This is a genomic window from Chitinophaga filiformis (assembly GCF_023100805.1).
Lineage (GTDB): Bacteria > Bacteroidota > Bacteroidia > Chitinophagales > Chitinophagaceae > Chitinophaga > Chitinophaga filiformis_B.
Map to the genome: position 1 here is coordinate 746,764 of NZ_CP095855.1, position 25,182 is coordinate 771,945.

Genomic DNA, 25,182 nt, shown 5'->3' on the forward strand with positions numbered 1-25,182 from the left:
GTTGTATGAAGCGTGTTTTGTTCATATTGGGCGCTACGGTCTTTTGTCTTTCGTGTAATCAGACACGTAACAGGGATGAAGATACTTCCGGTTATGAGATCATTACCGAAAAGAGTTATGTAGTACGCAATGTGAAACCGGTAGACAGAGATCCACAGGTAGACTCCATACTGCAACGCAGGCAGGAACTGACGGCTTATCTTGAGCGTCATGGTTTTGTACGTCATGTGGCCGGCAAAGACAGCCTTTTGTTTCGCAGGAACAACAGGCAGGAGGTACTTATAGAACTTCCTCCGCCTTCAAATACACAGGAGGCAAACCTGATCATTGCATTCGATCCGATGAAAAATCCCCTGTTTATCAATCTGAAGAAAGACACTACACAGGTGGAACAATATATTAAATAGTGAGTATGCCGGATCACCAGAACCGGCCATAATCTTTAGAACTGGATTTGGAACCTAAGCAAAATATCAGACTTTGTGTAGACGCGGTGGTCTTTGGATATACCGCCAAAGAAAGCATTTCCGTATTACTCATCAAACGTACCATTCCGCCCTTCATGCATCGCTGGGCATTGCCCGGAGGTTTCGTGATAGACGGTGAAACACTGGAAGAAGCAGTGACCCGCGAGCTACAAACAGAAGCGGGTGTACACATCAACTACCTGGAACAACTTTATACATTTGGCCAGCCGGAACGTGACCCCCGGGGTAGAATAGTATCCGTCGCTTATTTTGGCCTGGTAAACCCGACCAATTTTAAACTGGCTGCCAGCTCAGATGCGGAAGACGCTAACTGGTTTGATATCAAGAAACTTCCCGACCTGGCGTTTGATCATGCCGCTATCGTGGAAGCTGCAGTAAAGCGCTTACGGGCCAAGATCAGGTATGAGCCTATAGGATTTGAACTCCTCGATAAAAAATTCCCTATCTCAGACCTTGAGAAATTATATGAAACAGTGCTGGACCGGCCTATTGACCGCCGTAACTTCCAGAAGAAGATCAATCACCTGGGCATCCTGGCGGGACACAATGAAAAACAGAAACACCCCTCTGCAGGCCGACCCGCTAAGCTTTATAGCTTTAATGAAGAGCGCTATTTTCAATTAAAAAAGGAGGGGATCACATTCGAGATCTGATCGCTACCTGTCATCGCATCACAACTGCCTAAAACCGTTTCCAATGGAAATCGCTAACAGCGGGAACCAGATACTACCGGCATAAAAAATACTGACCTTCTATAGCGGAGCAGGACAGCCGCCTTCGTGTTTGTCTGCAACACAGATATGATCCGGCCCGGAACGCTGCCGTCCCGAAACCGGACTTACCCCCGCACTCATTTCTCCGCAAATGCTTTTGGCATAAATCTGCTGCGCATAATGGTCATATACTCATGGTCAGGATGGCTATCTCTCAATGCGATCATCGGCTCGAGGTCAGGCCCGATCACGTAACGAAGGGTTGGAGTGCCGTCAGTCACTGCTTTATAAATAGTGCCGGCTACATCATCTGCGGTTGCGTTCTGCCCATCATTGAAGGAAGAGAACAGGGCGTTCATGTCTGCCAGGAAGTCGTTGTAATCTGTCAGTGAAGGATCATTTGCAAATTCATGGGCCGCACGCTTATAAAAATCGGTGACAATGTATCCCGGCTCGACGATCTTCACTTTAATGTTCTGGGATGCCAGCTCATAAGATAGCGACTCCGAATATCCTTCCACGGCATATTTCGATGCGGAATAGATAGACAACAGCGGTACCGTAACACGGCCAGCGCCCGATGTAACATTCACGATAGTACCCCCTTTCTGCTTTCTGAAATGAGGCAGTACAGCACGGGTTACTTCCATCAGCCCAAACACGTTCACTTCAAACTGCTCTCTTATCTTTTCAGGCGTAACGGCTTCAAATATGCCCTGCTGACCATAACCAGCATTATTCACCAGTGCATCTATTCTGCCGAAATGCCTGATGCCCGTTTCAATGGCTGTCCTGATAGAATTGGTGTCCTGTACATCAAGACGTGAAACATGGATATTCGGTACATTGATGAGATCTTGTTCCTTTTCGGGGTTGCGCATAGTAGCCACTACATTCCACCCCTGGTTTGCAAAATACATGGACGTAGCTTTCCCCAGACCGGACGACGCTCCGGTAATTAAGATGACCTTTTTCATAATAATGATTATTTCATTGATTAAATATCAGGCATGAACTTCCCGTTAGAGAGAATCGCTTCTCTCTGAGCACTTGCTTGCCTTGTCTCGCTGTTTGTTTATTGAAGACTTGAGGGGTTTACCCCGTAGAATTGTTTAAATGAATATGAGAAATGGGAGAGGCTTTCAAAGCCTACTTCATGGTAAACATCCGAAGGACGTCTGTTCTCTTCCTTTATAAGATAATGTGCTTCCTCCAGTCGTCTTTGCTGCAACCAACGGTTGGGAGAGGTTCCGAACACTTTTCTGAAATCCCGTTTAAACGTTGCCAGGCTTCTGCCCGTCAGGAATGCCAGCTTTTCCATATTGACGTTATACATGAAGTTCTGCTGCATGAATGCTTCCAGGTCTATTTTCCCCGGCAATTCAAAGTCAAAAAGCACATTCTTTAATTCCGGATGCTCCTGCAATAGCAACATCAGTGCTTCCTGCTTTTTCAGATCAACCAGGCGCTCAGGCAAAGATGTATCGAAATAATAACCTAGTGTATTGAAGAAATTTTCAAGCAATATGTTAGGTGCCAGTTTCAATACCGCATGGCCGGATGTATATGGGTGCTCATACTGGTAACCATGCTGCCGGCTGAATTCCATCAATGTGTTCCTGTCGAGAATAACAGTGATCGATTTAAAGTCCTGGTCTTCCAGGGGTTGCTTAATGAACTTCGCAAGAAAATTCTTCCGGAAAAATATCATATCTCCTGCGTGGAAACTCTTGTTCTCTCCTGCATCCGCCACCTTAAATACGCCCGAGATAACTATACACAGGCCGTGTTCCACTATGAACTGCTCATCAACTACCTTCCGGGCATCTACATGCGAGTATAGTACTCCTGGTAGTTTGTTATCAGATGTTGTCAGGCTTCCCATTATTGATCCGCGTTGATTACAGTACAAAGTTGTGGTTAATTCCACTATTCTGCTTTCGTGAGGAGCTCAATCTTTCTTTAGTTAGAAGCTCACTTTGAAGTATTCTGCCGGGAATTCATATTTTTAAACCACTTAATAAATTGTTAATCATACACCTAAGAACTTTCCATCATTCTTCACGAAATATTTGTGTAATTATTACGGAAAATATTTTGTTTATATGTTTAAACCGCTATATATTTGTGTAGAAGTTACACAAAAGCATACTATCAATGACGACGCAAAAGCCTACAGGAGTAATAATCGCAAGGTTCCAGACGCCTTCCTTACACGAAGGGCACTTACAGCTGATCAAAGAAGTAAAATCCAAACACAATCGCCTGATCATTGTATTAGGTGTCAGCCCCATCAAAGGCGGCCGTAAAAACCCGCTGGACTATTACACCCGCGAGCGGATGCTGAAACAGCTCTTCCCCGATGTAATTGTACTCCCGCTCAGCGATCAGGCTTCAGACAAAGTATGGTCACGTAAACTGGATGAATTACTGGGAAATAACTTAGGTAATGAAACATTCATCCTCTATGGTAGCCGGGATAGCTTTATCCCTTTTTACTCCGGACGCTTTCCAACTGTAGCATTACCACCCGTACAGGATTTTAATGCTACTGCACAAAGAGAAGCGGTTTCTGACAAGGTGTTTGATACAGAAGAGTTCCGCGCTGGTATCATCTATAGCACCTACAATCTTTACCCTAAGGTATACCCTACAGTAGACATTGCATTGTTCCGTAATAATCGCCGTGAACTGCTGTTAGGGCGTAAACCCGCCGAAAATGCCTGGCGACTGCCCGGTGGTTTTGCCGATCCGGACGATGTCAGCTTTGACGCCGCTGCTGCGAGAGAGCTCCATGAAGAATGCGGACAGATAGAAACAAGCCCTATGCAGTACGAAATGTCCCTGCAAATGGATGACTGGCGCTACCGCTCTGAAGTGGATAAGATCATCACCACCCTTTTCAGTACTGATCTGTTATTTGGCGAACCCGCTGCAGACGATGATCTGGCCGCCATGCGCTGGATCGATGTCAATGCAATCCCCGAGCTGATCGCACAAGGTGAAATAGTCAGTACACACATCCCCCTCCTGAAAAAATTAGCTGAAAAATATTCTACTAACGACTAAACAGAAGAATCATGACAAAGGAAAACCTCATTTTATTAGCAGATGCCTATAAATATTCCCACCACAAGCTCTATATCCCCGGCACCGAATACATTTACTCCTACTTTGAAAGCCGCGGAGGCAAATTTGACGAAACCGTGTTCTATGGCCTGCAATATTTCCTGATGGAATACCTGCAGGGCGCTGTTATCACCAAAGAAAAAATTGATGAAGCCGAGGCCACGCTGCTGGAAGTATTTGGTCGCAATGATGTATTTGACCGCAGCCGTTTCGAATATATCATTGAGAAACACGGAGGCCGCCTTCCCGTTCGTATCAAAGCGGTTCCTGAAGGTACTGTAACTGGCGTACGCAACGTGCTGATGAGCATCGAAAATACAGACCCCGAATGTTACTGGTTGACCAATTTCCTGGAAACACTGCTTATGCAGGTATGGTACCCTTGTACCGTAGCCACACTTTCCAGGGAGATCAAAAAGACAGTGAAGAAATATTACACAGAAACCGCCAGTGAAGCTGCTTTTGCAGGAATAGACTTTGTGCTGAACGACTTCGGTTTCCGTGGCGCCAGCTCCGTCGAAAGTGCAGGTATCGGCGGCAGCGCTCACCTGATCAACTTCTCTGGTAGCGATACCCTGATCGGTTCCACTTTTGCCAAAAGATATTACCAGGCACCCGCTGCTCCCGGACTATCCATTCCGGCTACCGAGCACTCTATCGTAACCATGCTGGGTGAAGAAGGAGAGGTCGATATCTTCCGTCATATCCTCAATGCCTTCCCTACAGGCACCATTGCTTGTGTTTCCGACTCTTACAACATCTTCAGGGCGTGTAAAGAATACTGGGGCACTGAACTGAAAGAACAGATACTTAACAGGCAGGGTACACTGGTGATCCGCCCCGACAGTGGAGATGCCATACAGACGCTCCTGAAAGTATTTGAGATCCTCATGGAAACTTTCGGCTATACCCTGAATGAAAAAGGCTATAAAGTATTACCTCCACAGGTTAGGGTAATACAGGGTGATGGTATCAGTTACTCTTCTATTCCTCCCATCTTTGAAGCGTTAAAACAGGCGGGCATCAGTGCTGAAAACCTGGTACTGGGTATGGGTGGCGCTTTACTGCAAAGGGTCAATAGAGATACGCAGGAATTCGCACTTAAATGCTCTTTTGCACAGGTGAACGGCAAACCTATCAACGTACAGAAAAATCCATTGGAGCTGGATGCCAATGGCAACACCAGGGTATCTTTCAAAAAATCCAAATCAGGTAAACAGAAACTCGTACTGGAGAATGGCGCCTATAAATCCCTTCCTCAAAACGAAGCTCCGGAACTGAAAGATCAGCTGCTTACAGTTTTTGAAAATGGTGAGATCAAAACAACGTATACTTTTAACCAGATAAGAAAGAACGCAACAATCTGACTTCTCGCCATCATTTGTCCCCCATACCAGCCGTCCGAAGCGACGGCTTTTTTTTGCTCCAACAGTATGTATCATCCCTGACTTCCATTAAAGGTGCAGGTAACCGGAAGGCCGGAGTAAGACTACTCCGGCCTGTTGCCTAAACCTACAACTGTTACACTATTAGTAACTAAATTCTTTATTGATCAATTCAACGATGTTTCTTCAATTTCCGCTGCATAAGGCGCTACCAGCCTTTGACGGATCAATCGCTTGGCAGAAGGCTTGTTCCATCCAAAACGGTTCATCACGCTGTCCACTACCCTGTATACCACCGGTACTACGATCAGGGTAAGGAACATAGAGCTGATCAGCCCTCCGATGATCACCCAGGCCAGACCATTCTTGATCGAGGCGACACCACCGGTTGCCAGCGCAATAGGTAACATACCGATCACCATGGCGATGGTAGTCATAAGGATCGGACGCAGACGGGCATTATTCGCATGTATCAACGCCTCGTTGGTACTCTGGCCCTGCTCTTTCATCTGGTTGGCAAAGTCAACCAGGATAATAGCGTTCTTTGCCACCAGGCCTATCAACATAATGATCCCCAGGATGGTAAAGATGTTCAGGGTATTGTTCGTAAGTGCAAGCGCAAGCAATGCACCGATAATGGCCAGCGGAATAGAGAACAATACCACAAACGGATAGATATAATTATCGTACAGCGCCACCATGATGAGGTACACCATTACAATAGAGATCAGGAGGGCCGCACCCAGCGCACCAAATGAATCTCCCTGGTTTTCCGCATCACCTGCCCACACATAGGAGATTCCGGCAGGCTTGCGCAATTTCTCCAATGCTGTGGCGAACTCGGTTTGTACGGTACCACTTGGGCGTCCTATCACCAAACACTTTACAGACACTGAAGTATTCTTATCCCTTCTTTCAAGACGGCTTGGACCGGAACCTTCCGTTACAGTTGCGAACTGCGATAAACGGATCAGCTGCCCCTGATTGTTGAGGAACTGGATGTTAGACACATCCTGCAGGCTTTTACGGTTAAAGTCATCGAAACGAAGGTTGATCGCATACTCATAATCGCCCTGGCGGAATTTTATCTTAGAGTCGTCTGCTGTTCCGCTGAAAGCAGTCTGCATGGTGCCTCCCACATTTTCCAATGTCAGGCCAAGAGCCGACATTTTATCGCGGTCTACCTGTACGTTGATCTCAGGATTGCCTTCTTCTACAGATAATTTCGCATCACTGGTACCATCTATTTTCGCCAGCACATTTCTTGCTTCTTTCGCATATGTCATTACACTATCCAGCTCAGTACCCATCACTACCAGTTCTACAGGCGCGTTTTCTGCCGTACCCAGGATACTTACGTTCATGGTTTTTACTTTCACACCAGGCAGGACCTTGCTTATTTCCGCCTTCGTTTTTGCGGCGTATATATCAGAACCGTCCGCACGTTTTTCAGGATCTACCAGCATCACCGTGATCTCTGATTTATATGCAGTAGACTGGGAGGTACCCATACCATCCTCACTCGTCTGACCTACAGTAGTGATCAGACGGGTCACTTCCGGCTTTTTAGACAGATATTGTTCTGCCTTACGTGTAGCCTGGTTTGTCTGTTCTACAGAAGCGTCTTTCGGCATTTCCAGTACCAGGATGAACTGGCCACGGTCGCCTCTCGGGATGAATTCACCACCGATATATCCTTTACCTAACAGCATAAAGGACAGGAACAACAGGCCTATGGCCACTACCAGGGTAATGAGCTTATGGCTCAGCGCCCATTTCAGGATACCGGTCATCCAGTCGGTGAATTTCTGCAGCTGTCTTTCAAACCAGAGGATGAATTTCTCAAAGAAGTTCTTCCCGGTGATATGTTCCAGCTTTCCAAAACGGGATGACAGCAGTGGTACGATCATAAAGGACGACAACAAGCTGAGCATCGTAGAGATCATTACCACCACGCAGAATTCTCTCAGGATCTTCGATACCAGTTCGTTTGTTAAAGAGATGGGGAGGAACACCACTACAATTACCAGGGTAATGGAGGTAACGGTAAAACCGATCTCTTTCACACCATCAAACGCAGCACGTACCCGGTTCTTACCCATCTCCATGTGACGGTAGATGTTCTCAAGCACCACAATGGCGTCATCCACCAGGATACCTACCACAAGAGACAAACCAAGCAGGGACATAAGGTTCAGTGAGAAGCCGAACAGCTTCATACCGATAAAGGTAGCCACCAGGGATGCCGGAATAGAGATCATTACGAAGATGGCACTCCTGATACTATGGAGGAACAACAGCATTACTGCTGCTACCAGCACTACCGCAATGATCAGGTCATGGATCACAGAATCTGCAGATTCCAGTGTAAAATCCGAAGAGTCGTTCGCAATAACGATCTTCAGGTTATTGGCAGCATAATCTTTTTCTACGCGTGCAATCGCCTTTTTCATTTCCTCACTCACAGTTACCGCATTGGCATCTGTCTGTTTCTGTACCTGTAGGGCGATCGCGTTTGCTCCATCTACACGGGCCATACGTTCCACATCTTTCTGGGCGTCCTGCACATCAGCAACGTCGCTCAGGCGGATCTGTGTACCATCCGCAGTTGTTGTAAGTACAAGATTACGCAGCTGGTCCACATTCTTATACTTACCTGCCAGGCGGATCAGGATCTGCTGGTCGGCTGTTTTCACTTTACCGGTAGGAAAGTCCAGGTTGGCGTTGGTAACTGTCTGCCTTACCTGGTTGATGGACAGTTTATATGCTTCCAGTTTGTTTGGATCTATATTCACCTGGATCTCACGTTCCTGCCCGCCGATCAGGGAGATCTGCGCTACACCCGGCAGGCGGGATAATAAAGGCTGCAGTTTTTTATCTACCAGGTCATAAAACTCCTTACTATCCATTTTTGCTGTGGCAGACAGGGTCATGATAGGCAAATCAGACAGGGAGAATTTTGTAAGTGATGGAGCCTTTGCATCTGAAGGAAGGTCTGACAGGACAGCGTTCACTTTACGCTGTGCATCCTGCAGGGCAATATCAACATTGGCATCATTATTCAATTCCACGGTAACGGTAGACAAGCTCTCAGAAGATTTTGACATGATCTTCTTGATCTTCTCCATCGATGCTACCGCATCCTCGATCTTTTTTGTAATGGTGCTTTCCACCTCTTTCGGTGACGCACCGGGGTATACTGTTGCAATGGTTACTACCGGCGACTCGAATTTCGGCAACAGCTCATAGTTGAGCGATTGGTAGCTCATCACACCCAGCAAAGTAAGAATGGTGAATATCACCACCACTATTGTGGGCCGTTTTATGGATACTTCTGTGATTTTCATAGTTGATTATTTTTGCACTGTTACCTTAACACCATCTACCAGGTTGATCTGTCCGCTGGTAATAACAGTTTCTCCTTCATTCAATCCGTCCCTGATCTCCACTTTATCGCCATAAATACGGCCAGCCACCACTTTGCGCAGTTTAGCCGTATTATTTTCCATTACATACACCTGGTTGCTGTTCACACCACCTACAAAAGCGGTACGTGCTACCATAATAGTTGGCAATGCCTCCTTCATCTCAAAATGAGCGGTGCCATACATACCGGCTCTGAGCTGTTTGCCGGTGTTGTTCAGCACTTCCATTTCCACAGGGTAGTTAAGCGTATTATCGCCCTTTGCAGCTATGAAGGTTACGCGACCTTCATAGTTCATTTCAGGAAATACATTGGATGTTACCTTCACTTTATCGCCTTCCTTCAGGTTTACCACCTGGAACTCAGGTACGGATACTGCCAGCTTCAGGCGGGATACATCTACTATATCAAACATCTTATTGCCGGGGGAGAGGTAGGCGCCCTGCTCTATATATTTTTTGTTGATCACACCGCTGATAGGAGCCTTGATGTAGGTATCGCCTACACGACGGCTGGCAGCTTCATATTTTGTCTTCTGCAGTTCATATTGCAGGGTTGCATCATCCACTTGCTTTTTAGTTACCCCACCGGTTTTGAATGCAGCTTCATATCTTTCCTTATCTACCTTCAGCTGTTCCAGGTTGGTTTTAGCAGCAGCAAGGTCTGTACCCAGTATCTCGCCATCTACGTGCGCGATTATTTGTCCCTGGTGTACAACGCTGCCTTCATCTACCAGCAGTTTAGTGATGCGGCCGGTAGTTTCTGCCAGGTAGGTCAGTTCACGTACAGGCGTGAAATTACCATTGGACTGAAAGCCCTGTGAGAAATCCGATTTCGCTACCTTTTCCACCAGCACGGGAACCTCGCCGGCATTGCTCTGCTTCACAAATTCCGTCTTAGCTTCGTTGGCTTTTTTATTGGCGTCCAGTTTCCACATGATCAATACGACAGCTGCAATGGTCAGTGTGCCCCAGATAAGAATCTTTTTCATATAGTTTGGTATGCGGTTTTAGCGGTTTTAATTAGTTCAGCAGGCTTTTCAGGTTACCATTGGATTTGATGATATCCAGTTCTGCCAGTTTATATTGTAGTAAGGCTTCGTTGTAGTTGTTCTGTGCGGAGGTGAGGGATGTTTCAGCATCCAGCAGGTCCGTCAGGTTGGCCAGTCCCAGGTTATAGTTATTCTGGGTAGAGTTGTATACTTCATTGGCCAGATCTACGTTCTCTTTCTGCGCTTTGATAGTGGCCAGGTTATTCTGCACCTGCAGTTTGGCGTTCTCGTACTGCGTATTCAGAGAGAGAGTAGTAGCCTCCATATCTTTCTTCAGCTGCTTCAGGGTTACGTTGGCCTGGCTTACACGCGAGCGGCGCGCCCATCCATCAAAAATGGGGATCTTCAGTGTAAGGCTTACGGCCGCCATATCGTACCAGCTGGCAGTAGAACCGCCTGACTTGGATTTCAGCATGTCAAACTTATTGCTGATACCATTATAAGAGTAGTTGCCAGATAAAGCGAGAGAAGGATAATATTCCGCGAGGTAAGCTTTCTTCTGGAATTCCTGCAGCTCTTCCTGTTTCTTCAGCAGGCGGTATTCAATCCTGCTGTCGACATTCATACCACCAAAATCCACCAATGTTGCTTTGTTCTCTATTTCCCTGAATGAAGCGGAAGGCAGGTTCAGGGTGGTGCTCATAGACATGCCCATTTGCTGTTTCAGCTGATTGGCCTGTACAAGGAACTGGTTCTGCGCCTGTGTACGTTGTGTTTTATAATTGGTGAGGTTCACGCGCATACGGTCAAGGTCTATCTTACGTGCCAACCCGTTCTGCACCTGGGAGGAAGTGGTCTCTACCAGTTTAGTGAGCTTCTCAATATTTGCATCCAGTACGATCATCTTCTCGCGGGACACCAACGTATTGTAATAAAGCTGTGTTACGTTATAGATTACGGTCTCCTCGTTCTGCACTGTCTGCATTTTATAGTATTCCTCACCGGCTTTTGCAGCTTTCAGGCCTGTAAACACAGACTGATTGTATACTTCCTGTGTCACAGTACCGGAAGCGGTAACATTGTGTGTGGTACCGGCTTGCAGCAGGGTAGTGGTACCCGGGGCGCCTCCGGTGATTTCGCCGGGAACAGCAAGCACCTGTTTCTTGATATTATTGGTATACTGTCCCTGGGCATTTACCTGGGGTAGTGCCCTGGCTCTTACTTCACTGGTTTTAAAACGGCCCATATCTTCTTCCAGCCGGGTACGTGCCAGTTGCTGATTATTAGCGAGCGCATACTTCAGGCACTCCTGCAACGACAGTTCCGATTGCGCATAGGAGGTATATCCCCCTATTCCCATTAAGAGAATAAGCGTTAACATTATCCTTTTCATCCGTATGTTTTACTTTGATTTTTTTAGTTGGCGGATATAGTTTTAAGCGGTAGTATTAGTCTTCTTTAACTTGTAGGTATTCAGCTGCCAGCTTACGTCCTTTCATTGTCGTCACTCCAAGTATAAAATGTATGGTGATCTCTCTTATGACCTCATGCATATTGAACTGTGCAGCAGGAAATTGCATCGGTTCAAAAGCCAGGTCCAGCTGAAGCAGCCGCGTACGTGCTATAATATTCAGATTAAGGTTACTGCGGTAAATGCCTTCCTGTATTCCCCTTTCGAGGTTGGCAGTGATGGCCTGCAATAGCCGCTCCTGTTTAAACACCTCCACGTCTTTCCAGGTATCGGGCAGGTACTTCTCCATTTCAAACAGCATCACGGGATTGATTGTATTTCCCACCTGTTCAATGTACTCCACCTCTTTCAACAGTTCTTCAATAGCGTTAGCAGATTGCTGACGAAAATCTTCCAGATGCTGCTCATGCCTGTTCAGCAAAAAGCGCACCCCGTCCTGTACCAGTTCTTCCTTATCCCTAAAATGTTCGTACACCGTTTTCTTTGACACCCCACATTCCCTTGATATGTCGAACATTGTAACACTCTTAATTCCATACGTCCTGAACATCCTTGATGCTGTTTCCAATATCCGTGCTCTGACTGGCATTACTCCTGTTTATTGTTTCTTGATTCCTCTAACGAATATTTCCGTCAACAATTTCTGCTGTGCTACTATCTTGTCAAATGCTTCATTGTCTATATCCGGGATCGTTTCGGGAAGGCAGCTCATGCCGGCAAATCGCAATCCTTCCATGGCATCCCTGTATAATTGTGCGATCGCTACAGGATCTTCGACGTCAAATTCTCCTGAGGCTACGCCTTTTTCTATGATCTTGGTGAGCATCTTGGTTTCCCGCTCATGAACAGACCGGATGATCTGTTGTATCTCTTCTGATTTATCATTGAGTATCTTAAACAGTTCCAGGCGATTGTAGCGCTCAACGAACTGCTTTTTTATAGCAATAATGTTGGTGAAGATCTGTTCAGATGAAATCGCCTTATCAGCCTCTGCTTCCTGCTCCTCAAAGAAGGTTTCCCCGATCTTCATTAACACGGCATTATGCAATGCCTTTTTATCGGAAAAATAATAATACAACGATGCCTTTGAGCAGCGCAGATCATCTGCAATCTCATTCATAGTGGTTTTAGAAGCACCATAGTGCATAAACCGCTTCAAAGCCGCCTCAAGGATCTTCTCCCTCATTTCATCTTTGTTCTCAGCAAGCATTAACTTTTTGACTTTTTTAGTTTGCGAGTCAAAAATAGGAAGATTTCGGATAATAGTGAAACAAGTTGACCATTTAACAATAGATTAACTTTTTGACTCCAAAAGTCAGATAGTTGAAAAGTCAAAAGTCAGTTTACTAAATAATTAATAATCAACTTTCTATAAATCTTATTTTTCGCCGCAAAACAAGAAAGTCAGCTTTCAGCTTTGGTAGAGATCCGGTAGAGGTTCGGTGGAGGTAGCCTCATCCTCCCTTAATCTTCCGTTCCGGAACGGAAGATTAAGGGAGGATGAGGCTACCTCCACCGAACCTCTACCGAACCATTGGCGGATTTTCATATTAAATACTGTCTTTAACCGGGTCCGGCAAACAGTTATCAGTCTAATACAGATCAGGTCTTAACAATGGTTCTTCTATGGTTATCTTTTGTTCAAAGACGTAAAAAGCCACAGCCCGCCAGTGTTAATACCGTATTCAGGCGGCTAATGCCCGGAGCATCAGCCGCTGCAGGAAGCGCTGAGCTGGCTGTTCGGGAAGAATCTTATCAGGAAGGGCCGGCCACTGGTTTCCGGGAGAACCATCCGCAGGCTAACCCGGCATTCCCCGGAAAAGTAAACATTCGGGCTACTACGGGGTTATTTAATGTTACGGGAGCATTATTGCGCTTATATAGCTGGTGACCGTTTTCATTAAATGTCGGTTATAATAAAACATTCATATCCGGGGATGAATATCGGGGGCTTATGAATCAATTTCCTACATAACTGGTCTCAACATTCAGGGTTTTAGCCGACAAATTTTTGCTCTATATCTCAGAAAAATGACGCCGACAGTTTAGGGCATTGGTTTTGCCTTATATAGGTAAAATCAAACGCTATGAAAAAGTTAATGTTTCTTCTGTTAGCCGTAACAGGTTTTACGGCAACAAGCATGGCCCAGCAGATCAATGTAAGTATCAATATAGGAAGGCAACCGGTATGGGGACCTGTGGGTTATGATCATGTTGATTATTATTATCTCCCCGATATCGAAACATACTATTATGTACCAGACAGGGTATATGTTTACCGGTATGGTAATGATTGGCGCAGGTCTGCCACCCTGCCTGCGAGATACGCAGATTTCGACGTATACCACGCGCATAAAGTTGTGATCAATGGCGTAAACAGGCCTTATTTATACCATGACAAGTATCGTAAGGAATATTATGGTTACAGGAACAAACATGACCAGGTATCCATCCGTGACAGCAGGGAACAGAAATATTTCGTGAACAGGGACCATCCACAGCACGGGCAGTGGAAGAAAGACAACCGGGGTCACGGGAAACAGGGCAGAGGTCACAATAAACACTAATATACCCTTCTTTCCACAACACCACACCTATTCAATGAAGAAGGCCGCTCCGTTCGAGACGGGGCGGCCTTTCTTCTTTTCTTATAGCTTGCCAGTATAATCTGTTATTGCAGTTTCTCCAATGCTGATTTCAGCTGGGCGATCATAGCCGGGATCTCTTCTTTCTTACAGGTACCTACGCTGAGACGATACCATGGAGAGTTTTTGGAAGAGCCGAAAGCATAGAATGGCACCAGGCCCAATTTAGCCTCGTTCAGAATGTAAGAGGTAACAGCTGCCTGGTCCTGCAGTACGGTACCATCGGCGGTCTTTTTACCGGCCAGGTCGATTTTCAGGGTCAGGTAGATAGCCGCCTGCGGTGCAATAGCCTCTACAGGATGACCGGCTTTCTTCAGGCTGTCAAAACCTTCATAGATCTTCTGCAGGCGTTCTTCCACTTCTGCCTTGAATTTCTTCAGGTAAACGTTCACCTCGTCCTTGCGGCGCAGATAGCGGGCAGCCGCATGTTGTTCTGCCATCGGGCTCCAGGCGCCTACGTGAGAGAGGATGGATTTCATTTTACCGATTACATGAGCAGGTCCTAAAGCCCAGCCCACCCTTACACCGGTAGCCGCGAAAGCTTTACTCATACCGTCGATGAAAACGGTGTAGTCGCGCAGTTCAGGACGCAGGGTAACTGGTGTGTAATGGTGCGTCTGGCCAAAGGTCAGTACCCAGTACATCTGATCGAACAGGATGTATAAAGGTTTCTGATCAGCGCTGCGGCTCTTGTTCTCGGCAATTACCAGGTCGCAGATCTCTTCCAGCTGTTGCTTGCCGAAAGCGGTACCTGTTGGGTTCTGCGGAGAACACAACGCCAGGAGGGTGGCCCCCTTCAGCAGTGGTTTCAGTTCGGCAGCAGTTGGCATGAAGTCGTTCTCTGGCTTTGTTTCCAGCACTACGTGCTCTGCCTCCAGGAAGTGAGTATAATGATTATTGTTCCAGGATGGAGTAGCATATACTACCTTTTCTCCCCTGTCAACAATTGTTCTGAAAGTTGCATAGATGATTGGACGACCGCCGCAGGAGATCACGATTTCCTTGGCCGGATCGTAGGTCAGGTTCTCATGTTCAGCGATAAACTCGCTCACAGATTTCCTCAATTCGGGAATACCGTCAGCCGGTGGGTAATTGGTAAACCCTTCCTTGTAAGCCGTTATGATCTCTTCCTCAAATTCAGCCGGAATTGGGAATACCTTGGGGTCAAAATCCCCAATGGTAAAATTGTAGATCTTCTCGCCCTTGGCCTGCTTCTCCTTTATCTCACCGGCCAGTTTGATAATTTCAGACCCGATCAAGGTTTCGGCTAAATGAGACAGTTTCATAACCCAAAAGAATTTTAGTTTTAAAAATATTTTTTTGCGCCCGCAAAGCTAAAGGATATGAACATCATTTAAAAGAAACAGTAAATTTTTTCACCACATCATAATAAACATTCGTTTCATTAAATTAATTTCAATAAAAACACACATAATCATCACTTTGTCTAACATTGCATTTTACGGTAATATCTGTAAATAGCACGATACTTGACAATTCTTTCTATCTTTGTCCGCTTTCTTAAAAAGCCTTATTTTTAGTGCGGTTAACAAACCCGGAATACGGCCAACAATATCAGAAACCTTTACAGTGGCCGGTTTTGATAAAAAAGCAAAAAGTAAATAACAATATATCACATGAAGTTTATCGTTTCTTCCTCTACTTTGTTAAAACAATTGCAGCAGATCAGCGGGGTGATTAACTCTAATACGGTGTTGCCTATATTGGAAGATTTCCTTTTCCTGATCGACAAGAACGAGCTGACCGTTGTGGCCACAGACCTTGAGACTGTCATGAAGGTAAAGCTGGAGGTTGAAGCCAAAGAAAATGGCCGTATCTGCATCCCCGCCAAGATTCTGATGGATTCACTCAAGAATCTGCCCGATCAGCCGCTGACTTTTCATATAGATCTTAATTCTTATGCTGTAGAGATCACCTCCGACAATGGTAAGTATAAGGTAATGGGTGAAAATCCTGAGAATTTCCCCAAAGAACCTACAGCAGATGATACCACCTCTTTCACGGTGACATCTACGGCACTGGTAACAGCGATCAACAAGACATTGTTTGCCGTAAGCAACGATGACCTGCGTCCCGCTATGACAGGTGTGTTCTTCGAACTGACGCCTACCAGCCTCACTTTCGTAGCTACAGACGCTCACCGTCTTGTAAAGTATGTAAGGACCGGCGTTGAATGCCCTAAAGCAGAAACATTCATTGTGCCTAAAAAACCGCTGAATCTGCTCAAGTCTGCATTGCCTGACAATGACAGCGAAATAAAGATCGCCTACAGCCAAAACCATTTCTTTGTGACACACGATGGCGCCCAGATGATCTGCCGCCTCATTGACGCAAGGTTCCCCGACTATAAAGTGGTGATTCCAAAAGATAATCCTTACCGCCTTACACTGGCGAAAAGCGATTTCCAGAACGCCCTGAAACGTGTAAGCGTATTCGCCAACAAAAGCACCAACCAGGTGGCCCTGAACATCACCGGCAGCGAGCTCCAGCTTTCTGCACAGGACGTGGATTTCTCTTTTGAAGGTAATGAACGCATGAGCTGCCAGTATACCGGCGATGATATGCAAATTGCTTTCAATGCGAAGTTCCTCATAGAAATGCTGAACGCCGCCGAAGGCGATGAGATCACCATCGAACTGTCTACTCCGACTAAAGCTGGTATTCTGAAGCCTTCAGAAAAAGAGGAAAATGAAGACCTGCTGATGCTGGTAATGCCGCTTATGTTGAACAACTAGTCAGTTTTACAACAACTAATAACTTATGTTTATTTGTAAAGCAATCTCTCACAAGGAGATTGCTTTTTTCTTTATCCATGGCCACTTTCAAAAGAATTATTATTTAAAAAGTTCGTAAATTAATACCAGTAAAACAGGACAGTAAGCGATTGATTTGCCCCAGTTTGATGACCACTATTTCACGATGAACTGATCAGCGCATGATACGTCATGCTATAAATTTTAATTCCCGTATGGAAGAATTTTTCAATAATATTCCTTCCTGGTATCGTACCGCATTTCTCGTAGGCGGACTGGTACTGCTATGGATGATAGAAGGAGCAATACCCCGGCTCTCATTAAATGTGAACCGTTACAGGCATGCAGGCACCAACCTGTTCTTTACCCTGACAACGGCTATCGTTAACCTTGGCTTCGCATTTGTCATTGTCATTGCATCAGAATGGACCGCAAAGGCACAATTCGGCCTCTTATACATCGTTACACTACCCGTATGGCTCCATTGCCTGCTGGCTATTATGATGATGGACCTGATAGGCGCCTACCTGGTACATCTCATTCAGCATAAGATTGCCTGGATGTGGCATTTCCACAAGATTCACCACATCGATACGGCGGTCGATACGACTACCGCCCTGCGGCATCATCCGGTAGAATCCGTTTTCCGGGTGCTGGCCCTTCTCCTCGCCATCGTTTCTATGGGAGTGCCTATCTGGATGGTCATGTTATACCAGACCATTTCGGCCTTTATGTCCCAGTTTAACCATGCCAATATCCGCTTGCCTAAATGGCTGGACACAGCCCTTAGCTGGGTCATTGTGTCGCCGGATATGCATAAGGTGCACCATAGTCATTATCAGCCGGAAACGGACTCCAATTATGCAAATATCTTTTCGTTCTGGGATCGCCTGTTCGGCACATTTGTGGTGGTAAATGATGTAACGCGGCTACGCTACGGGCTGGATGAATACCGGGAATCCCAGTATCAGCAGATAGGGACACTGTTGAAAGTACCCTGGGAAGAACGAAAGCAATAGACAGGTTATGAACTTTTCATTTTCATTTTAATTCTACATATATGCAACAGCACACCACGTCCACCCCCACTAAGATTGCCTGCTTCGTTTCCATGTTTGCGGGCATATTTGCTGCAGTATTTTCTTTTGTGTCAAGGAATCATAATACTGCACTGGTATTTGGTATTGCAGCAATTGTAATAGGCGGACTTTCCGTAGTTAAAGCTCATAAGAACATTGATGACACACAGGTAGCTACAGCAGGTATCTTCATGGCGGTTGTAGCCTGCGCCGTAGCTTTGTGGAATATCTATCATTAGTTAGTTCATGACAAACTATAGTCTGCAATGCAGGCAGCAGGCAATATATCGCAATTGTCTGTTGCCTGCAGACTATGGATGCGAACTATCTCTTATTACTTTTGACCTTTTTGTATTCTTCGAGGTATCCCTCTGCAGCTTTGATGGGAAACAATACTAACGAAGTGTCCGTTAGTGACCTGATAAGCGTAGTATCTATGACGGCGGCAGAATCTTTTTGCTGCGAGCCTTCTGCATGGCTCCATAAAAACAGCGTATCATGCGACACACTCCACTTGTCATATACCATTGAGTATGTATTGACTGAAGTAATAGCGCCTTTTTTCTTCAGCAGAAACCCCTGTGTAGCCTTGTCAACTCCCGGCACAGGCTGCAGCCACTTGCCCAGCAACTGGTCTTCAGTATAAGATATCGTGTCCACCTTCACCAGCGTTACTGAATCAGTGATCGTTTCAGGGGTCACTGTATCTTTCACATCAATCAGGCTGCTGTCTTCCGGTATATCTGTTTTTGAAGACGGAGATGGCTGTTGACATGCTGCGGTAATAACAGTACAGATCACTGACAGGACCAGGCATTTTTTCATAGTTCCAAAGATAGTAATACTAGTTTAACAAATTTAACTACCTTTAAGCTCACTTTAGGGGTGTTTCCCGGTTGTAAAGACTTCCGGGAAGCTGAGATGAAACCCTCAGTACCTGACGCAGCTCATACTGCCGTAGGGAAAAGTAGCTGAACTCTCCTTCATCTTTCCATCCTTAAAGTTTATTGTTCACTTAATTCCTTGCAAACATGGAAGTGCTTGTAAACAATAAACTTTATGCGGTGCAGCCAGGAACAACTGTTGCTGCCCTCTTACAGTTTATTCAACTTTCTTCAGAAAAAGGCGTTGCTATCGCCGTCAACAGCCAGGTTATTCCGAAAACCTCCTGGCCTGAGCAAATCTTACAAACAGCAGATAAGGTCACCATCATTCGCGCTACACAGGGCGGATAAGGGCTCATTTACCAGCATGCTATAACATTGATACGCGCACAGCCGTGAGGCCGTGTTATGCCTCCGTGTGCCGTCTTCTCAATTCATAAATCCTAATTCATAATTCAATCGTCAGTTTATGCATTCAATTTCCCGTACGCCCTTCCCGGCATCCAGAAAGATCTATGTAGATGGCGTTGCCATGAGAGAGATCACGCTGACTCCTACACGCCTTCAGGGCAGTAAAGGAGCTGAAGTACCTAATTCCCCGGTGGTGGTTTATGACACCAGCGGCCCCTACACCGATCCCGATATGGACATCGATGTACGTAAAGGCCTGCCCAGGTTGCGTGAAAGCTGGATCAAAGATCGTAACGATGTTGAACAGCTGCCAGGCATTACTTCTGCCTACGGCAGGGAAAGAATGGCCGACAGTCGTCTGGACAGCCTGCGTTTTTCTTACCAGCATTCCCCTATGAAAGCAAAAGCCGGACATAATGTATCGCAGATGCATTATGCCAAAAAGGGCATTATTACCCGCGAGATGGAATACATTGCCACACGCGAGAATCAATGCGTGGATAAGCTATTCCAGGATAACGCCCTCTGGCAACAGCATAAAGGCCAGTCATTCGGCGCCAATACCCCTGTAAAATTCATTACCCCTGAATTTGTAAGGCAGGAGGTAGCTGCGGGACGTGCCATTATTCCCAATAATATCAATCATCCCGAGAGTGAGCCTATGATCATTGGCCGCAACTTCCTGGTGAAGATCAACGCCAATATCGGCAACTCCGCTGTCAGCTCCAGCATTGAGGAAGAGGTTGAAAAAGCTGTATGGGCCTGCCGCTGGGGGGCAGATACTATTATGGACCTCAGCACCGGTAAAAATATTCATGAAACCAGGGAATGGATCATCCGCAATTCCCCCGTTCCCATCGGTACCGTTCCCATCTACCAGGCCCTGGAAAAAGTGAATGGTAAAGCAGAAGAACTGAGCTGGGACATCTTCCGGGATACGCTGATAGAACAGGCGGAACAGGGCGTTGACTATTTCACCATTCATGCCGGCGTACTGCTGCGTTATGTACCATTGACGGCCAAACGCACCACCGGTATTGTATCCCGGGGAGGGTCCATTCTGGCTAAATGGTGCCTGGCGCATCATAAGGAAAACTTCCTGTATACACACTTTGAAGAGATCTGCGAGATCATGAAAGCTTATGATGTAGCTTTCTCACTCGGAGATGGCCTCCGTCCCGGAAGCATTGCAGACGCAAACGACGCTGCGCAGTTTGCAGAACTGGAAACACTGGGAGAGCTGACGCATATTGCGTGGAAACATGATATACAGACGATGATAGAAGGTCCGGGCCATGTACCCATGCACCTGATCAAGGCCAATATGGATAAACAGCTTGAACACTGCAAAGAGGCGCCTTTCTATACCCTCGGACCACTGACCACCGATATTGCTCCGGGTTATGATCATATCACATCTGCCATCGGCGCTGCCATGATCGGCTGGTTTGGTACGGCTATGCTATGTTATGTTACACCGAAAGAGCACCTGGGATTGCCCGATAAAGAAGATGTAAGACAAGGGGTGATCACTTATAAGATAGCAGCGCATGCTGCAGACCTGGCGAAAGGTCATCCCGGGGCGCAACACCGTGATAATGCCCTGAGTAAGGCCCGTTTTGAGTTCCGTTGGGAAGATCAGTTCAACCTTTCCCTCGATCCGGAGACTGCTCGTTCTTATCATGATGAAACGCTGCCGGCAGAAGGCGCCAAGATCGCTCACTTCTGTTCCATGTGCGGGCCTCATTTTTGCTCAATGAAGATCACACAGGAAGTGCGGGACTATGCCGCTACCCAACAGATAGATGAAACACTAGCCCTGGAAACCGGTATGGCAGAACAGGCACACGCATTTAAGGAACAGGGAGGAGAAGTTTACTTCTGATACTCATCTCATGATACAGATCATCACACACAGTACATTTCTGCCGGAAGAAACCAGCTACTGGCAACAACTGATCGCTGAAGGCGCAGACAGTATTCTTGTACGTAAACCGGGATGGCCGGAAACGGACTATGAGCAACTGTTACAGGATGCTGATCCTTCCTGTTACCCTAAGCTGATGATAGCCGGGCATCCTGCGCTTTGTGAAAAATATGGTCTGCAGGGCGTACACTTCAGTGAAGCCGGCAGAGGCCTCGTAAGCGGCGACCAGATCATCGGCTACAGGGAGAACGGATGGCGGCTCAGTACCAGCATACATGCGGCTGAGACATTGCAAATAGCCAGCGACAACTGGGACCAGCTCTTACTCGCGCCCGTGTTTCACAGCATCTCCAAACCAGGGTATGCCGGTACATTTGAAGAAAGCTTCCGTCTTTCGAAAGACGGTTATAACGGGCAGGTACTGGCCCTGGGAGGGATCGATCATACCACAGCAGCAAAGGCCCGCAACATGCAGTTTGACGGGATTGCCCTACTGGGCGCCATCTGGCAGGAACCCGCTGCAGCTATCAGCAATTTCCGCCGCATCAGGGATATATGGAGAACGGACGCCCTTATGTCATGAGCCTGGCCGGCCTGGACCCTTCGGCGGGAGCCGGTCTGCTGGCAGATATAAAAACGTTTGAAGCACTTGGCGTCTATGGTCTCGGCGTTTGTACTGCCCTTACCGTACAGACAGATACACGCTTTGTTTCTGTAGAATGGTTGCCTGCAAGCCAGATCATTGCCCAGGCAAGGCCCTTGCTGGAAACATTTCCGGTGCAGTACTGCAAGATCGGGATCGTGCAGGACGCAACATCCATGCTGGAGGTGATCCAATCTTTCAGGGGCATACAACCGGATATACGCTTCATACTGGACCCGGTGCTGAAAGCGAGTGCCGGCTACACGTTTCATGATGCCACACAACTGGCCGTATGGAAACAGGTATTGCAACAGCTCTACCTGCTCACGCCCAATTACCAGGAAGCACTATTGCTGAGCGGAGAGGAGGATGGCCATGCTGCTGCAAGTACGCTGGCCACCTGCTGCGCCGTGCTGCTAAAGGGTGGGCACCGTCAGGAAAGGCCGGGTGTAGACAGTCTCTATATCGGAAAGACCGATATCATTGACATTCCTGCAGGTACTGACGCCGTCTTTCCAAAACATGGTTCCGGTTGTGTGCTCAGCGCTGCCATCACTGCTCAGCTGGCAACAGGCAGTTCATTGCCTGTCGCCTGTATCAGGGCTAAACTTTATACAGAGAAGTTCCTGGCCAGTCATTCATCACTTTTAGGTTATCACATCACATGATCAGCTCATTGCATTATATATCACAACAAACCGCAACCGCCTCCCACCTGGACAATATCCTGGCTGCCTGCGAGGCTGGTTGCAGATGGATACAGCTTCGTATCAAGAACGAACCTGAAGACAAGATCCTCGCCAGCGCACTGTCAGCAAAGGCCATCTGTTCACGGTACAATGCTACCCTGATCATCAACGACTATCCGCATATTGCCAGGATAGTGGGCGCCCATGGCGTTCATGTCGGCAAGCAGGATATGACAGTGAGCGGCGCACGGGCTGCTACCGGCGATGAGTTCATCATCGGTGGCACCGCCAATACCCTGGAGGATATTCTCATGCATGTAAAAGACGGCGCCAATTATGTAGGTCTCGGACCTTACCGCTTTACCACTACCAAAGAGAAGCTCAGCCCCATTCTTGGCCTGGAAGGCATTGCCGGCATCATGGAGACGCTCAGGAATATGGGTATTCATATTCCGGTTATCGCCATTGGCGGCATACAGGCTGAAGATGTACCGGCACTGATGCAGACGGGTATTCATGGTATTGCTGTAAGCGGTCTGATTACGCACGCAGAAAACAAATTTCAAACTGTATCATCTCTTACACTATGACACCACTCGTAATAGCCGGGCATTCCTTTTCATCCCGCCTGTTTACCGGCACAGGCAAGTTTGCCTCACTGTCCGTCATGGAAGAAGCCCTGCTGGCTTCAGGTTCAGAACTGGTAACGGTGGCCCTGAAAAGGGTGGACGTTCACAACGAATCGGACGATATGCTGCAGCATGTACATCATCCGCAGCTAAAATTGCTTCCTAACACCTCCGGTGTAAGAACCGCCAGAGAAGCCATCTATGCGGCGCAACTGGCCAGGGAAGCACTTGAAACGAACTGGCTCAAACTGGAAATACATCCTGATCCGCGCTACCTGCTGCCAGATCCGGTAGAGACATTGAAAGCGGCAGAAGAACTGGTAAAACTCGGTTTCATTGTATTGCCTTACGTACATGCAGACCCCGTATTGTGTAAGCGCCTGGAGGAAGCAGGTACCGCAGCGGTGATGCCACTCGGCGCGCCGATAGGCAGTAATAAGGGACTGCGGACCATAGATTTCCTGGAAATCATCATCGAGCAGAGTAATGTGCCTGTAGTGGTGGACGCAGGTATTGGCAGTCCTTCGGATGCGGCGAAAGCCATGGAAATAGGGGCAGACGCCGTATTGGTGAATACGGCCATCGCCGTTGCCAAAGACCCGGTAATGATGGCGCAGGCATTCAAACAGGCCGTAATAGCCGGCAGACAGGCATATGAAGCAGGCCTGCCTTCCGTACAGCGGCAGGCAGTGGCATCCAGTCCGCTGATAGGCTTTCTTGATGAAGTTTAAACAAGCACACCATGTCAGGTTTTAAGAACATTTTCGATCAATATAACTGGGATGAGGTCAAGGCAGACATTTATGCCAAGACCCCGCGCGATGTAGAAGCTGCGCTCAACCGCAGCAGGCGCAGCCTGGAAGATTTCAAGGCACTCATCTCACCCGCGGCGGCGCCGTACCTGGAACAGATGGCCCAAATGAGCCGCACGCTTACACAACAGCGTTTTGGCAATACCATGCAGTTGTACATACCCCTGTACCTCAGCAACGAATGCCAGAATATCTGTACCTATTGTGGCTTCAGCCTGGATAATAAGATTGCACGGAAAACGCTCAACAAAGAGGAGATACTCCGGGAGGTGGCCGTTATCAAGGCAATGGGCTATGAACATGTGCTGCTGGTTACGGGCGAGGCCAATCAGACAGTAGGCCTCGATTATTTCCAGGAAGCACTGAAAGTGATCCGCCCTCATTTTGCCAACATCTCGATGGAAGTACAGCCAATGGACGAAGCTGACTATGCACAGCTGATACCCTACGGCCTGCACGCGGTATTGGTCTACCAGGAAACCTATCACCAGGCAGATTATAAAATGCATCATCCCAAAGGACGTAAATCGAATTTTGAGTACCGTCTGGACACTCCGGACAGGTTGGGCAGGGCAGGTATACATAAAATAGGATTGGGCGTGTTAATCGGCCTGGAAGACTGGCGTACGGATAGCTTTTTTACCGCCCTGCACCTGCAGTACCTGGAAAGGACCTATTGGCAGACCAAATACAGTATATCTTTCCCCCGTCTGCGTCCGTGTTCGGGTGGCCTGCCGCCAAAAGTGGAGATGAACGACCGCGAACTGGTACAGCTTATTTGCGCCTACCGCCTGCTGGACCAGGAAATAGAATTAAGCCTTTCTACAAGAGAAACGCCCCGCTTCCGGGATAATGTGATCAAACTGGGCATTACCGCGCTTAGTGCAGGCTCAAAGACGAATCCGGGCGGATATGCAACAGATCTGTCATCGCTGGAACAGTTCGAGATCTCGGACGACCGTAGTCCGGTGAGTATCAGTGGCATGTTGCGGGCTCAGGGCTATGAGCCTGTATGGAAGGATTGGGATGCGGGATATTGATAAAGAGCGGAATCTTACAAAAGAACAGCCCCGCATCCTACGGGGCTG

The 25,182-nt window shown here is 47.2% G+C and carries 24 protein-coding genes and 1 riboswitch; of the genes, 15 read left to right on the top strand and 9 right to left on the bottom strand.

The window, feature by feature from the left end; genetic code table 11:
* Positions 1-5 precede the first annotated feature (5 nt).
* Positions 6-407, top strand: a complete 402-nt coding sequence (locus MYF79_RS03075; protein ID WP_247812507.1) for a hypothetical protein — start codon at positions 6-8, stop codon at positions 405-407.
* 47 nt (positions 408-454) lie between these two features.
* Positions 455-1,141, top strand: coding sequence for an NUDIX hydrolase (locus MYF79_RS03080; protein WP_199654205.1), 687 nt, complete (start codon positions 455-457; stop codon positions 1,139-1,141).
* A gap of 197 nt (positions 1,142-1,338) precedes the next feature.
* Here the strand turns inward: MYF79_RS03080 and MYF79_RS03085 are convergent, their stop codons facing one another.
* Complete coding sequence (locus tag MYF79_RS03085) at positions 1,339-2,178, bottom strand: SDR family oxidoreductase (protein WP_247812508.1); 840 nt, start codon at positions 2,176-2,178, stop codon at positions 1,339-1,341.
* Positions 2,179-2,276: 98 nt separating this feature from the next.
* Positions 2,277-3,086, bottom strand: coding sequence for a helix-turn-helix domain-containing protein (locus MYF79_RS03090; protein ID WP_247812509.1), 810 nt, complete (start codon positions 3,084-3,086; stop codon positions 2,277-2,279).
* A gap of 272 nt (positions 3,087-3,358) precedes the next feature.
* Here MYF79_RS03090 and MYF79_RS03095 point away from each other — a divergent pair, with 272 nt between their 5' ends.
* Entirely contained in the window at positions 3,359-4,270 is a 912-nt protein-coding gene (locus tag MYF79_RS03095; protein ID WP_247812510.1) for an NUDIX domain-containing protein, read from the top strand.
* A gap of 11 nt (positions 4,271-4,281) precedes the next feature.
* The gene (locus MYF79_RS03100) at positions 4,282-5,697 is read left to right on the top strand and encodes a nicotinate phosphoribosyltransferase (protein ID WP_247812511.1); all 1,416 of its coding nucleotides are present in this window, start codon (positions 4,282-4,284) and stop codon (positions 5,695-5,697) included.
* 185 nt (positions 5,698-5,882) lie between these two features.
* Here the strand turns inward: MYF79_RS03100 and MYF79_RS03105 are convergent, their stop codons facing one another.
* From MYF79_RS03105 to MYF79_RS03125, 5 genes are all read right to left on the bottom strand, one after another.
* Positions 5,883-9,062, bottom strand: coding sequence for an efflux RND transporter permease subunit (locus tag MYF79_RS03105; RefSeq protein WP_247812512.1), 3,180 nt, complete (start codon positions 9,060-9,062; stop codon positions 5,883-5,885).
* A 6-nt stretch (positions 9,063-9,068) separates the two neighbouring features.
* A complete protein-coding gene (locus MYF79_RS03110; protein ID WP_247812513.1) occupies positions 9,069-10,130 on the bottom strand; it encodes an efflux RND transporter periplasmic adaptor subunit in 1,062 nt (353 codons plus the stop codon).
* A 31-nt stretch (positions 10,131-10,161) separates the two neighbouring features.
* Positions 10,162-11,523 (bottom strand): TolC family protein, encoded by a 1,362-nt coding sequence (locus MYF79_RS03115; protein WP_247812514.1) that lies wholly within the window; start codon positions 11,521-11,523, stop codon positions 10,162-10,164.
* A 55-nt stretch (positions 11,524-11,578) separates the two neighbouring features.
* On the bottom strand, positions 11,579-12,118 hold the full coding sequence (locus tag MYF79_RS03120; RefSeq protein WP_247812515.1) for a TetR/AcrR family transcriptional regulator: 540 nt from the start codon (positions 12,116-12,118) through the stop codon (positions 11,579-11,581).
* Between the two features lie 81 nt (positions 12,119-12,199).
* Complete coding sequence (locus MYF79_RS03125) at positions 12,200-12,811, bottom strand: TetR/AcrR family transcriptional regulator (protein WP_247812516.1); 612 nt, start codon at positions 12,809-12,811, stop codon at positions 12,200-12,202.
* A gap of 877 nt (positions 12,812-13,688) precedes the next feature.
* Here MYF79_RS03125 and MYF79_RS03130 point away from each other — a divergent pair.
* Positions 13,689-14,168 carry a hypothetical protein gene (locus MYF79_RS03130; protein WP_247812517.1) on the top strand — a complete coding sequence of 160 codons (480 nt, stop codon included), beginning with the start codon at positions 13,689-13,691 and terminating at the stop codon, positions 14,166-14,168.
* A 104-nt stretch (positions 14,169-14,272) separates the two neighbouring features.
* Here MYF79_RS03130 and MYF79_RS03135 read toward each other — a convergent pair whose 3' ends face one another.
* Positions 14,273-15,532 carry a pyridoxal phosphate-dependent aminotransferase gene (locus tag MYF79_RS03135; protein ID WP_247812518.1) on the bottom strand — a complete coding sequence of 420 codons (1,260 nt, stop codon included), beginning with the start codon at positions 15,530-15,532 and terminating at the stop codon, positions 14,273-14,275.
* Positions 15,533-15,883: 351 nt separating this feature from the next.
* Between MYF79_RS03135 and dnaN the strand changes: the two genes are divergently transcribed.
* The 3 genes from dnaN to MYF79_RS03150 all read left to right on the top strand — a co-directional run bounded on the left by dnaN (position 15,884) and on the right by MYF79_RS03150 (position 18,338).
* Complete coding sequence (gene dnaN, locus MYF79_RS03140; RefSeq protein WP_199654225.1) at positions 15,884-17,002, top strand: DNA polymerase III subunit beta; 1,119 nt, start codon at positions 15,884-15,886, stop codon at positions 17,000-17,002.
* Between the two features lie 233 nt (positions 17,003-17,235).
* The gene (locus tag MYF79_RS03145) at positions 17,236-18,039 is read left to right on the top strand and encodes a sterol desaturase family protein (protein ID WP_199654227.1); all 804 of its coding nucleotides are present in this window, start codon (positions 17,236-17,238) and stop codon (positions 18,037-18,039) included.
* 41 nt (positions 18,040-18,080) lie between these two features.
* Complete coding sequence (locus tag MYF79_RS03150) at positions 18,081-18,338, top strand: hypothetical protein (protein ID WP_199654229.1); 258 nt, start codon at positions 18,081-18,083, stop codon at positions 18,336-18,338.
* Positions 18,339-18,423: 85 nt separating this feature from the next.
* Here the strand turns inward: MYF79_RS03150 and MYF79_RS03155 are convergent, their stop codons facing one another.
* Positions 18,424-18,924: a lipocalin family protein gene (locus MYF79_RS03155; RefSeq protein ID WP_247812519.1), complete on the bottom strand. Its 501-nt coding sequence runs from the start codon at positions 18,922-18,924 to the stop codon at positions 18,424-18,426.
* Positions 18,925-18,970: 46 nt separating this feature from the next.
* A riboswitch (TPP riboswitch) is annotated at positions 18,971-19,080 on the top strand.
* A gap of 50 nt (positions 19,081-19,130) precedes the next feature.
* Here MYF79_RS03155 and thiS point away from each other — a divergent pair.
* The 7 genes from thiS to thiH all read left to right on the top strand — a co-directional run bounded on the left by thiS (position 19,131) and on the right by thiH (position 25,134).
* Positions 19,131-19,334: a sulfur carrier protein ThiS gene (gene thiS, locus MYF79_RS03160; protein ID WP_236384932.1), complete on the top strand. Its 204-nt coding sequence runs from the start codon at positions 19,131-19,133 to the stop codon at positions 19,332-19,334.
* 118 nt (positions 19,335-19,452) lie between these two features.
* Complete coding sequence (thiC, locus tag MYF79_RS03165) at positions 19,453-21,279, top strand: phosphomethylpyrimidine synthase ThiC (RefSeq protein WP_247812520.1); 1,827 nt, start codon at positions 19,453-19,455, stop codon at positions 21,277-21,279.
* A gap of 10 nt (positions 21,280-21,289) precedes the next feature.
* Positions 21,290-21,904, top strand: coding sequence for a thiamine phosphate synthase (locus tag MYF79_RS03170; RefSeq protein WP_247812521.1), 615 nt, complete (start codon positions 21,290-21,292; stop codon positions 21,902-21,904).
* The gene (locus tag MYF79_RS03175) at positions 21,877-22,632 is read left to right on the top strand and encodes a hydroxymethylpyrimidine/phosphomethylpyrimidine kinase (RefSeq protein WP_247812522.1); all 756 of its coding nucleotides are present in this window, start codon (positions 21,877-21,879) and stop codon (positions 22,630-22,632) included. Before MYF79_RS03170 ends, MYF79_RS03175 begins: the two co-directional genes overlap by 28 nt.
* A complete protein-coding gene (locus MYF79_RS03180; RefSeq protein ID WP_247812523.1) occupies positions 22,629-23,243 on the top strand; it encodes a thiamine phosphate synthase in 615 nt (204 codons plus the stop codon). The genes MYF79_RS03175 and MYF79_RS03180 overlap by 4 nt, the downstream gene beginning before the upstream one ends.
* Positions 23,240-24,013: a thiazole synthase gene (locus MYF79_RS03185; RefSeq protein ID WP_247812524.1), complete on the top strand. Its 774-nt coding sequence runs from the start codon at positions 23,240-23,242 to the stop codon at positions 24,011-24,013. The genes MYF79_RS03180 and MYF79_RS03185 overlap by 4 nt, the downstream gene beginning before the upstream one ends.
* 11 nt (positions 24,014-24,024) lie before the next feature.
* A complete protein-coding gene (thiH, locus tag MYF79_RS03190) occupies positions 24,025-25,134 on the top strand; it encodes a 2-iminoacetate synthase ThiH (RefSeq protein ID WP_247812525.1) in 1,110 nt (369 codons plus the stop codon).
* The last annotated feature ends 48 nt before the right edge of the window (positions 25,135-25,182 follow it).

Bases quoted from the DNA above. Each gene is read 5' to 3' on its own strand.
- MYF79_RS03180 (WP_247812523.1), top strand. From the start codon at position 22,629: ATGATCAGCTCATTGCATTATATATCACAACAAACCGCAACCGCCTCC.
- MYF79_RS03095 (WP_247812510.1), top strand. From the start codon at position 3,359: ATGACGACGCAAAAGCCTACAGGAGTAATAATCGCAAGGTTCCAGACG.
- MYF79_RS03075 (WP_247812507.1), top strand. From the start codon at position 6: ATGAAGCGTGTTTTGTTCATATTGGGCGCTACGGTCTTTTGTCTTTCG.
- thiS (WP_236384932.1), top strand. From the start codon at position 19,131: ATGGAAGTGCTTGTAAACAATAAACTTTATGCGGTGCAGCCAGGAACA.
- MYF79_RS03155 (WP_247812519.1), bottom strand. From the start codon at position 18,924: ATGAAAAAATGCCTGGTCCTGTCAGTGATCTGTACTGTTATTACCGCA.
- MYF79_RS03170 (WP_247812521.1), top strand. From the start codon at position 21,290: ATGATACAGATCATCACACACAGTACATTTCTGCCGGAAGAAACCAGC.
- dnaN (WP_199654225.1), top strand. From the start codon at position 15,884: ATGAAGTTTATCGTTTCTTCCTCTACTTTGTTAAAACAATTGCAGCAG.
- MYF79_RS03185 (WP_247812524.1), top strand. From the start codon at position 23,240: ATGACACCACTCGTAATAGCCGGGCATTCCTTTTCATCCCGCCTGTTT.
- MYF79_RS03120 (WP_247812515.1), bottom strand. From the start codon at position 12,118: ATGTTCGACATATCAAGGGAATGTGGGGTGTCAAAGAAAACGGTGTAC.
- MYF79_RS03145 (WP_199654227.1), top strand. From the start codon at position 17,236: ATGGAAGAATTTTTCAATAATATTCCTTCCTGGTATCGTACCGCATTT.
- MYF79_RS03110 (WP_247812513.1), bottom strand. From the start codon at position 10,130: ATGAAAAAGATTCTTATCTGGGGCACACTGACCATTGCAGCTGTCGTA.
- MYF79_RS03135 (WP_247812518.1), bottom strand. From the start codon at position 15,532: ATGAAACTGTCTCATTTAGCCGAAACCTTGATCGGGTCTGAAATTATC.
- MYF79_RS03090 (WP_247812509.1), bottom strand. From the start codon at position 3,086: ATGGGAAGCCTGACAACATCTGATAACAAACTACCAGGAGTACTATAC.
- MYF79_RS03150 (WP_199654229.1), top strand. From the start codon at position 18,081: ATGCAACAGCACACCACGTCCACCCCCACTAAGATTGCCTGCTTCGTT.
- MYF79_RS03105 (WP_247812512.1), bottom strand. From the start codon at position 9,062: ATGAAAATCACAGAAGTATCCATAAAACGGCCCACAATAGTGGTGGTG.
- MYF79_RS03125 (WP_247812516.1), bottom strand. From the start codon at position 12,811: ATGCTTGCTGAGAACAAAGATGAAATGAGGGAGAAGATCCTTGAGGCG.
- MYF79_RS03175 (WP_247812522.1), top strand. From the start codon at position 21,877: ATGGAGAACGGACGCCCTTATGTCATGAGCCTGGCCGGCCTGGACCCT.
- thiH (WP_247812525.1), top strand. From the start codon at position 24,025: ATGTCAGGTTTTAAGAACATTTTCGATCAATATAACTGGGATGAGGTC.
- MYF79_RS03115 (WP_247812514.1), bottom strand. From the start codon at position 11,523: ATGAAAAGGATAATGTTAACGCTTATTCTCTTAATGGGAATAGGGGGA.
- MYF79_RS03085 (WP_247812508.1), bottom strand. From the start codon at position 2,178: ATGAAAAAGGTCATCTTAATTACCGGAGCGTCGTCCGGTCTGGGGAAA.
- MYF79_RS03130 (WP_247812517.1), top strand. From the start codon at position 13,689: ATGAAAAAGTTAATGTTTCTTCTGTTAGCCGTAACAGGTTTTACGGCA.
- MYF79_RS03100 (WP_247812511.1), top strand. From the start codon at position 4,282: ATGACAAAGGAAAACCTCATTTTATTAGCAGATGCCTATAAATATTCC.
- thiC (WP_247812520.1), top strand. From the start codon at position 19,453: ATGCATTCAATTTCCCGTACGCCCTTCCCGGCATCCAGAAAGATCTAT.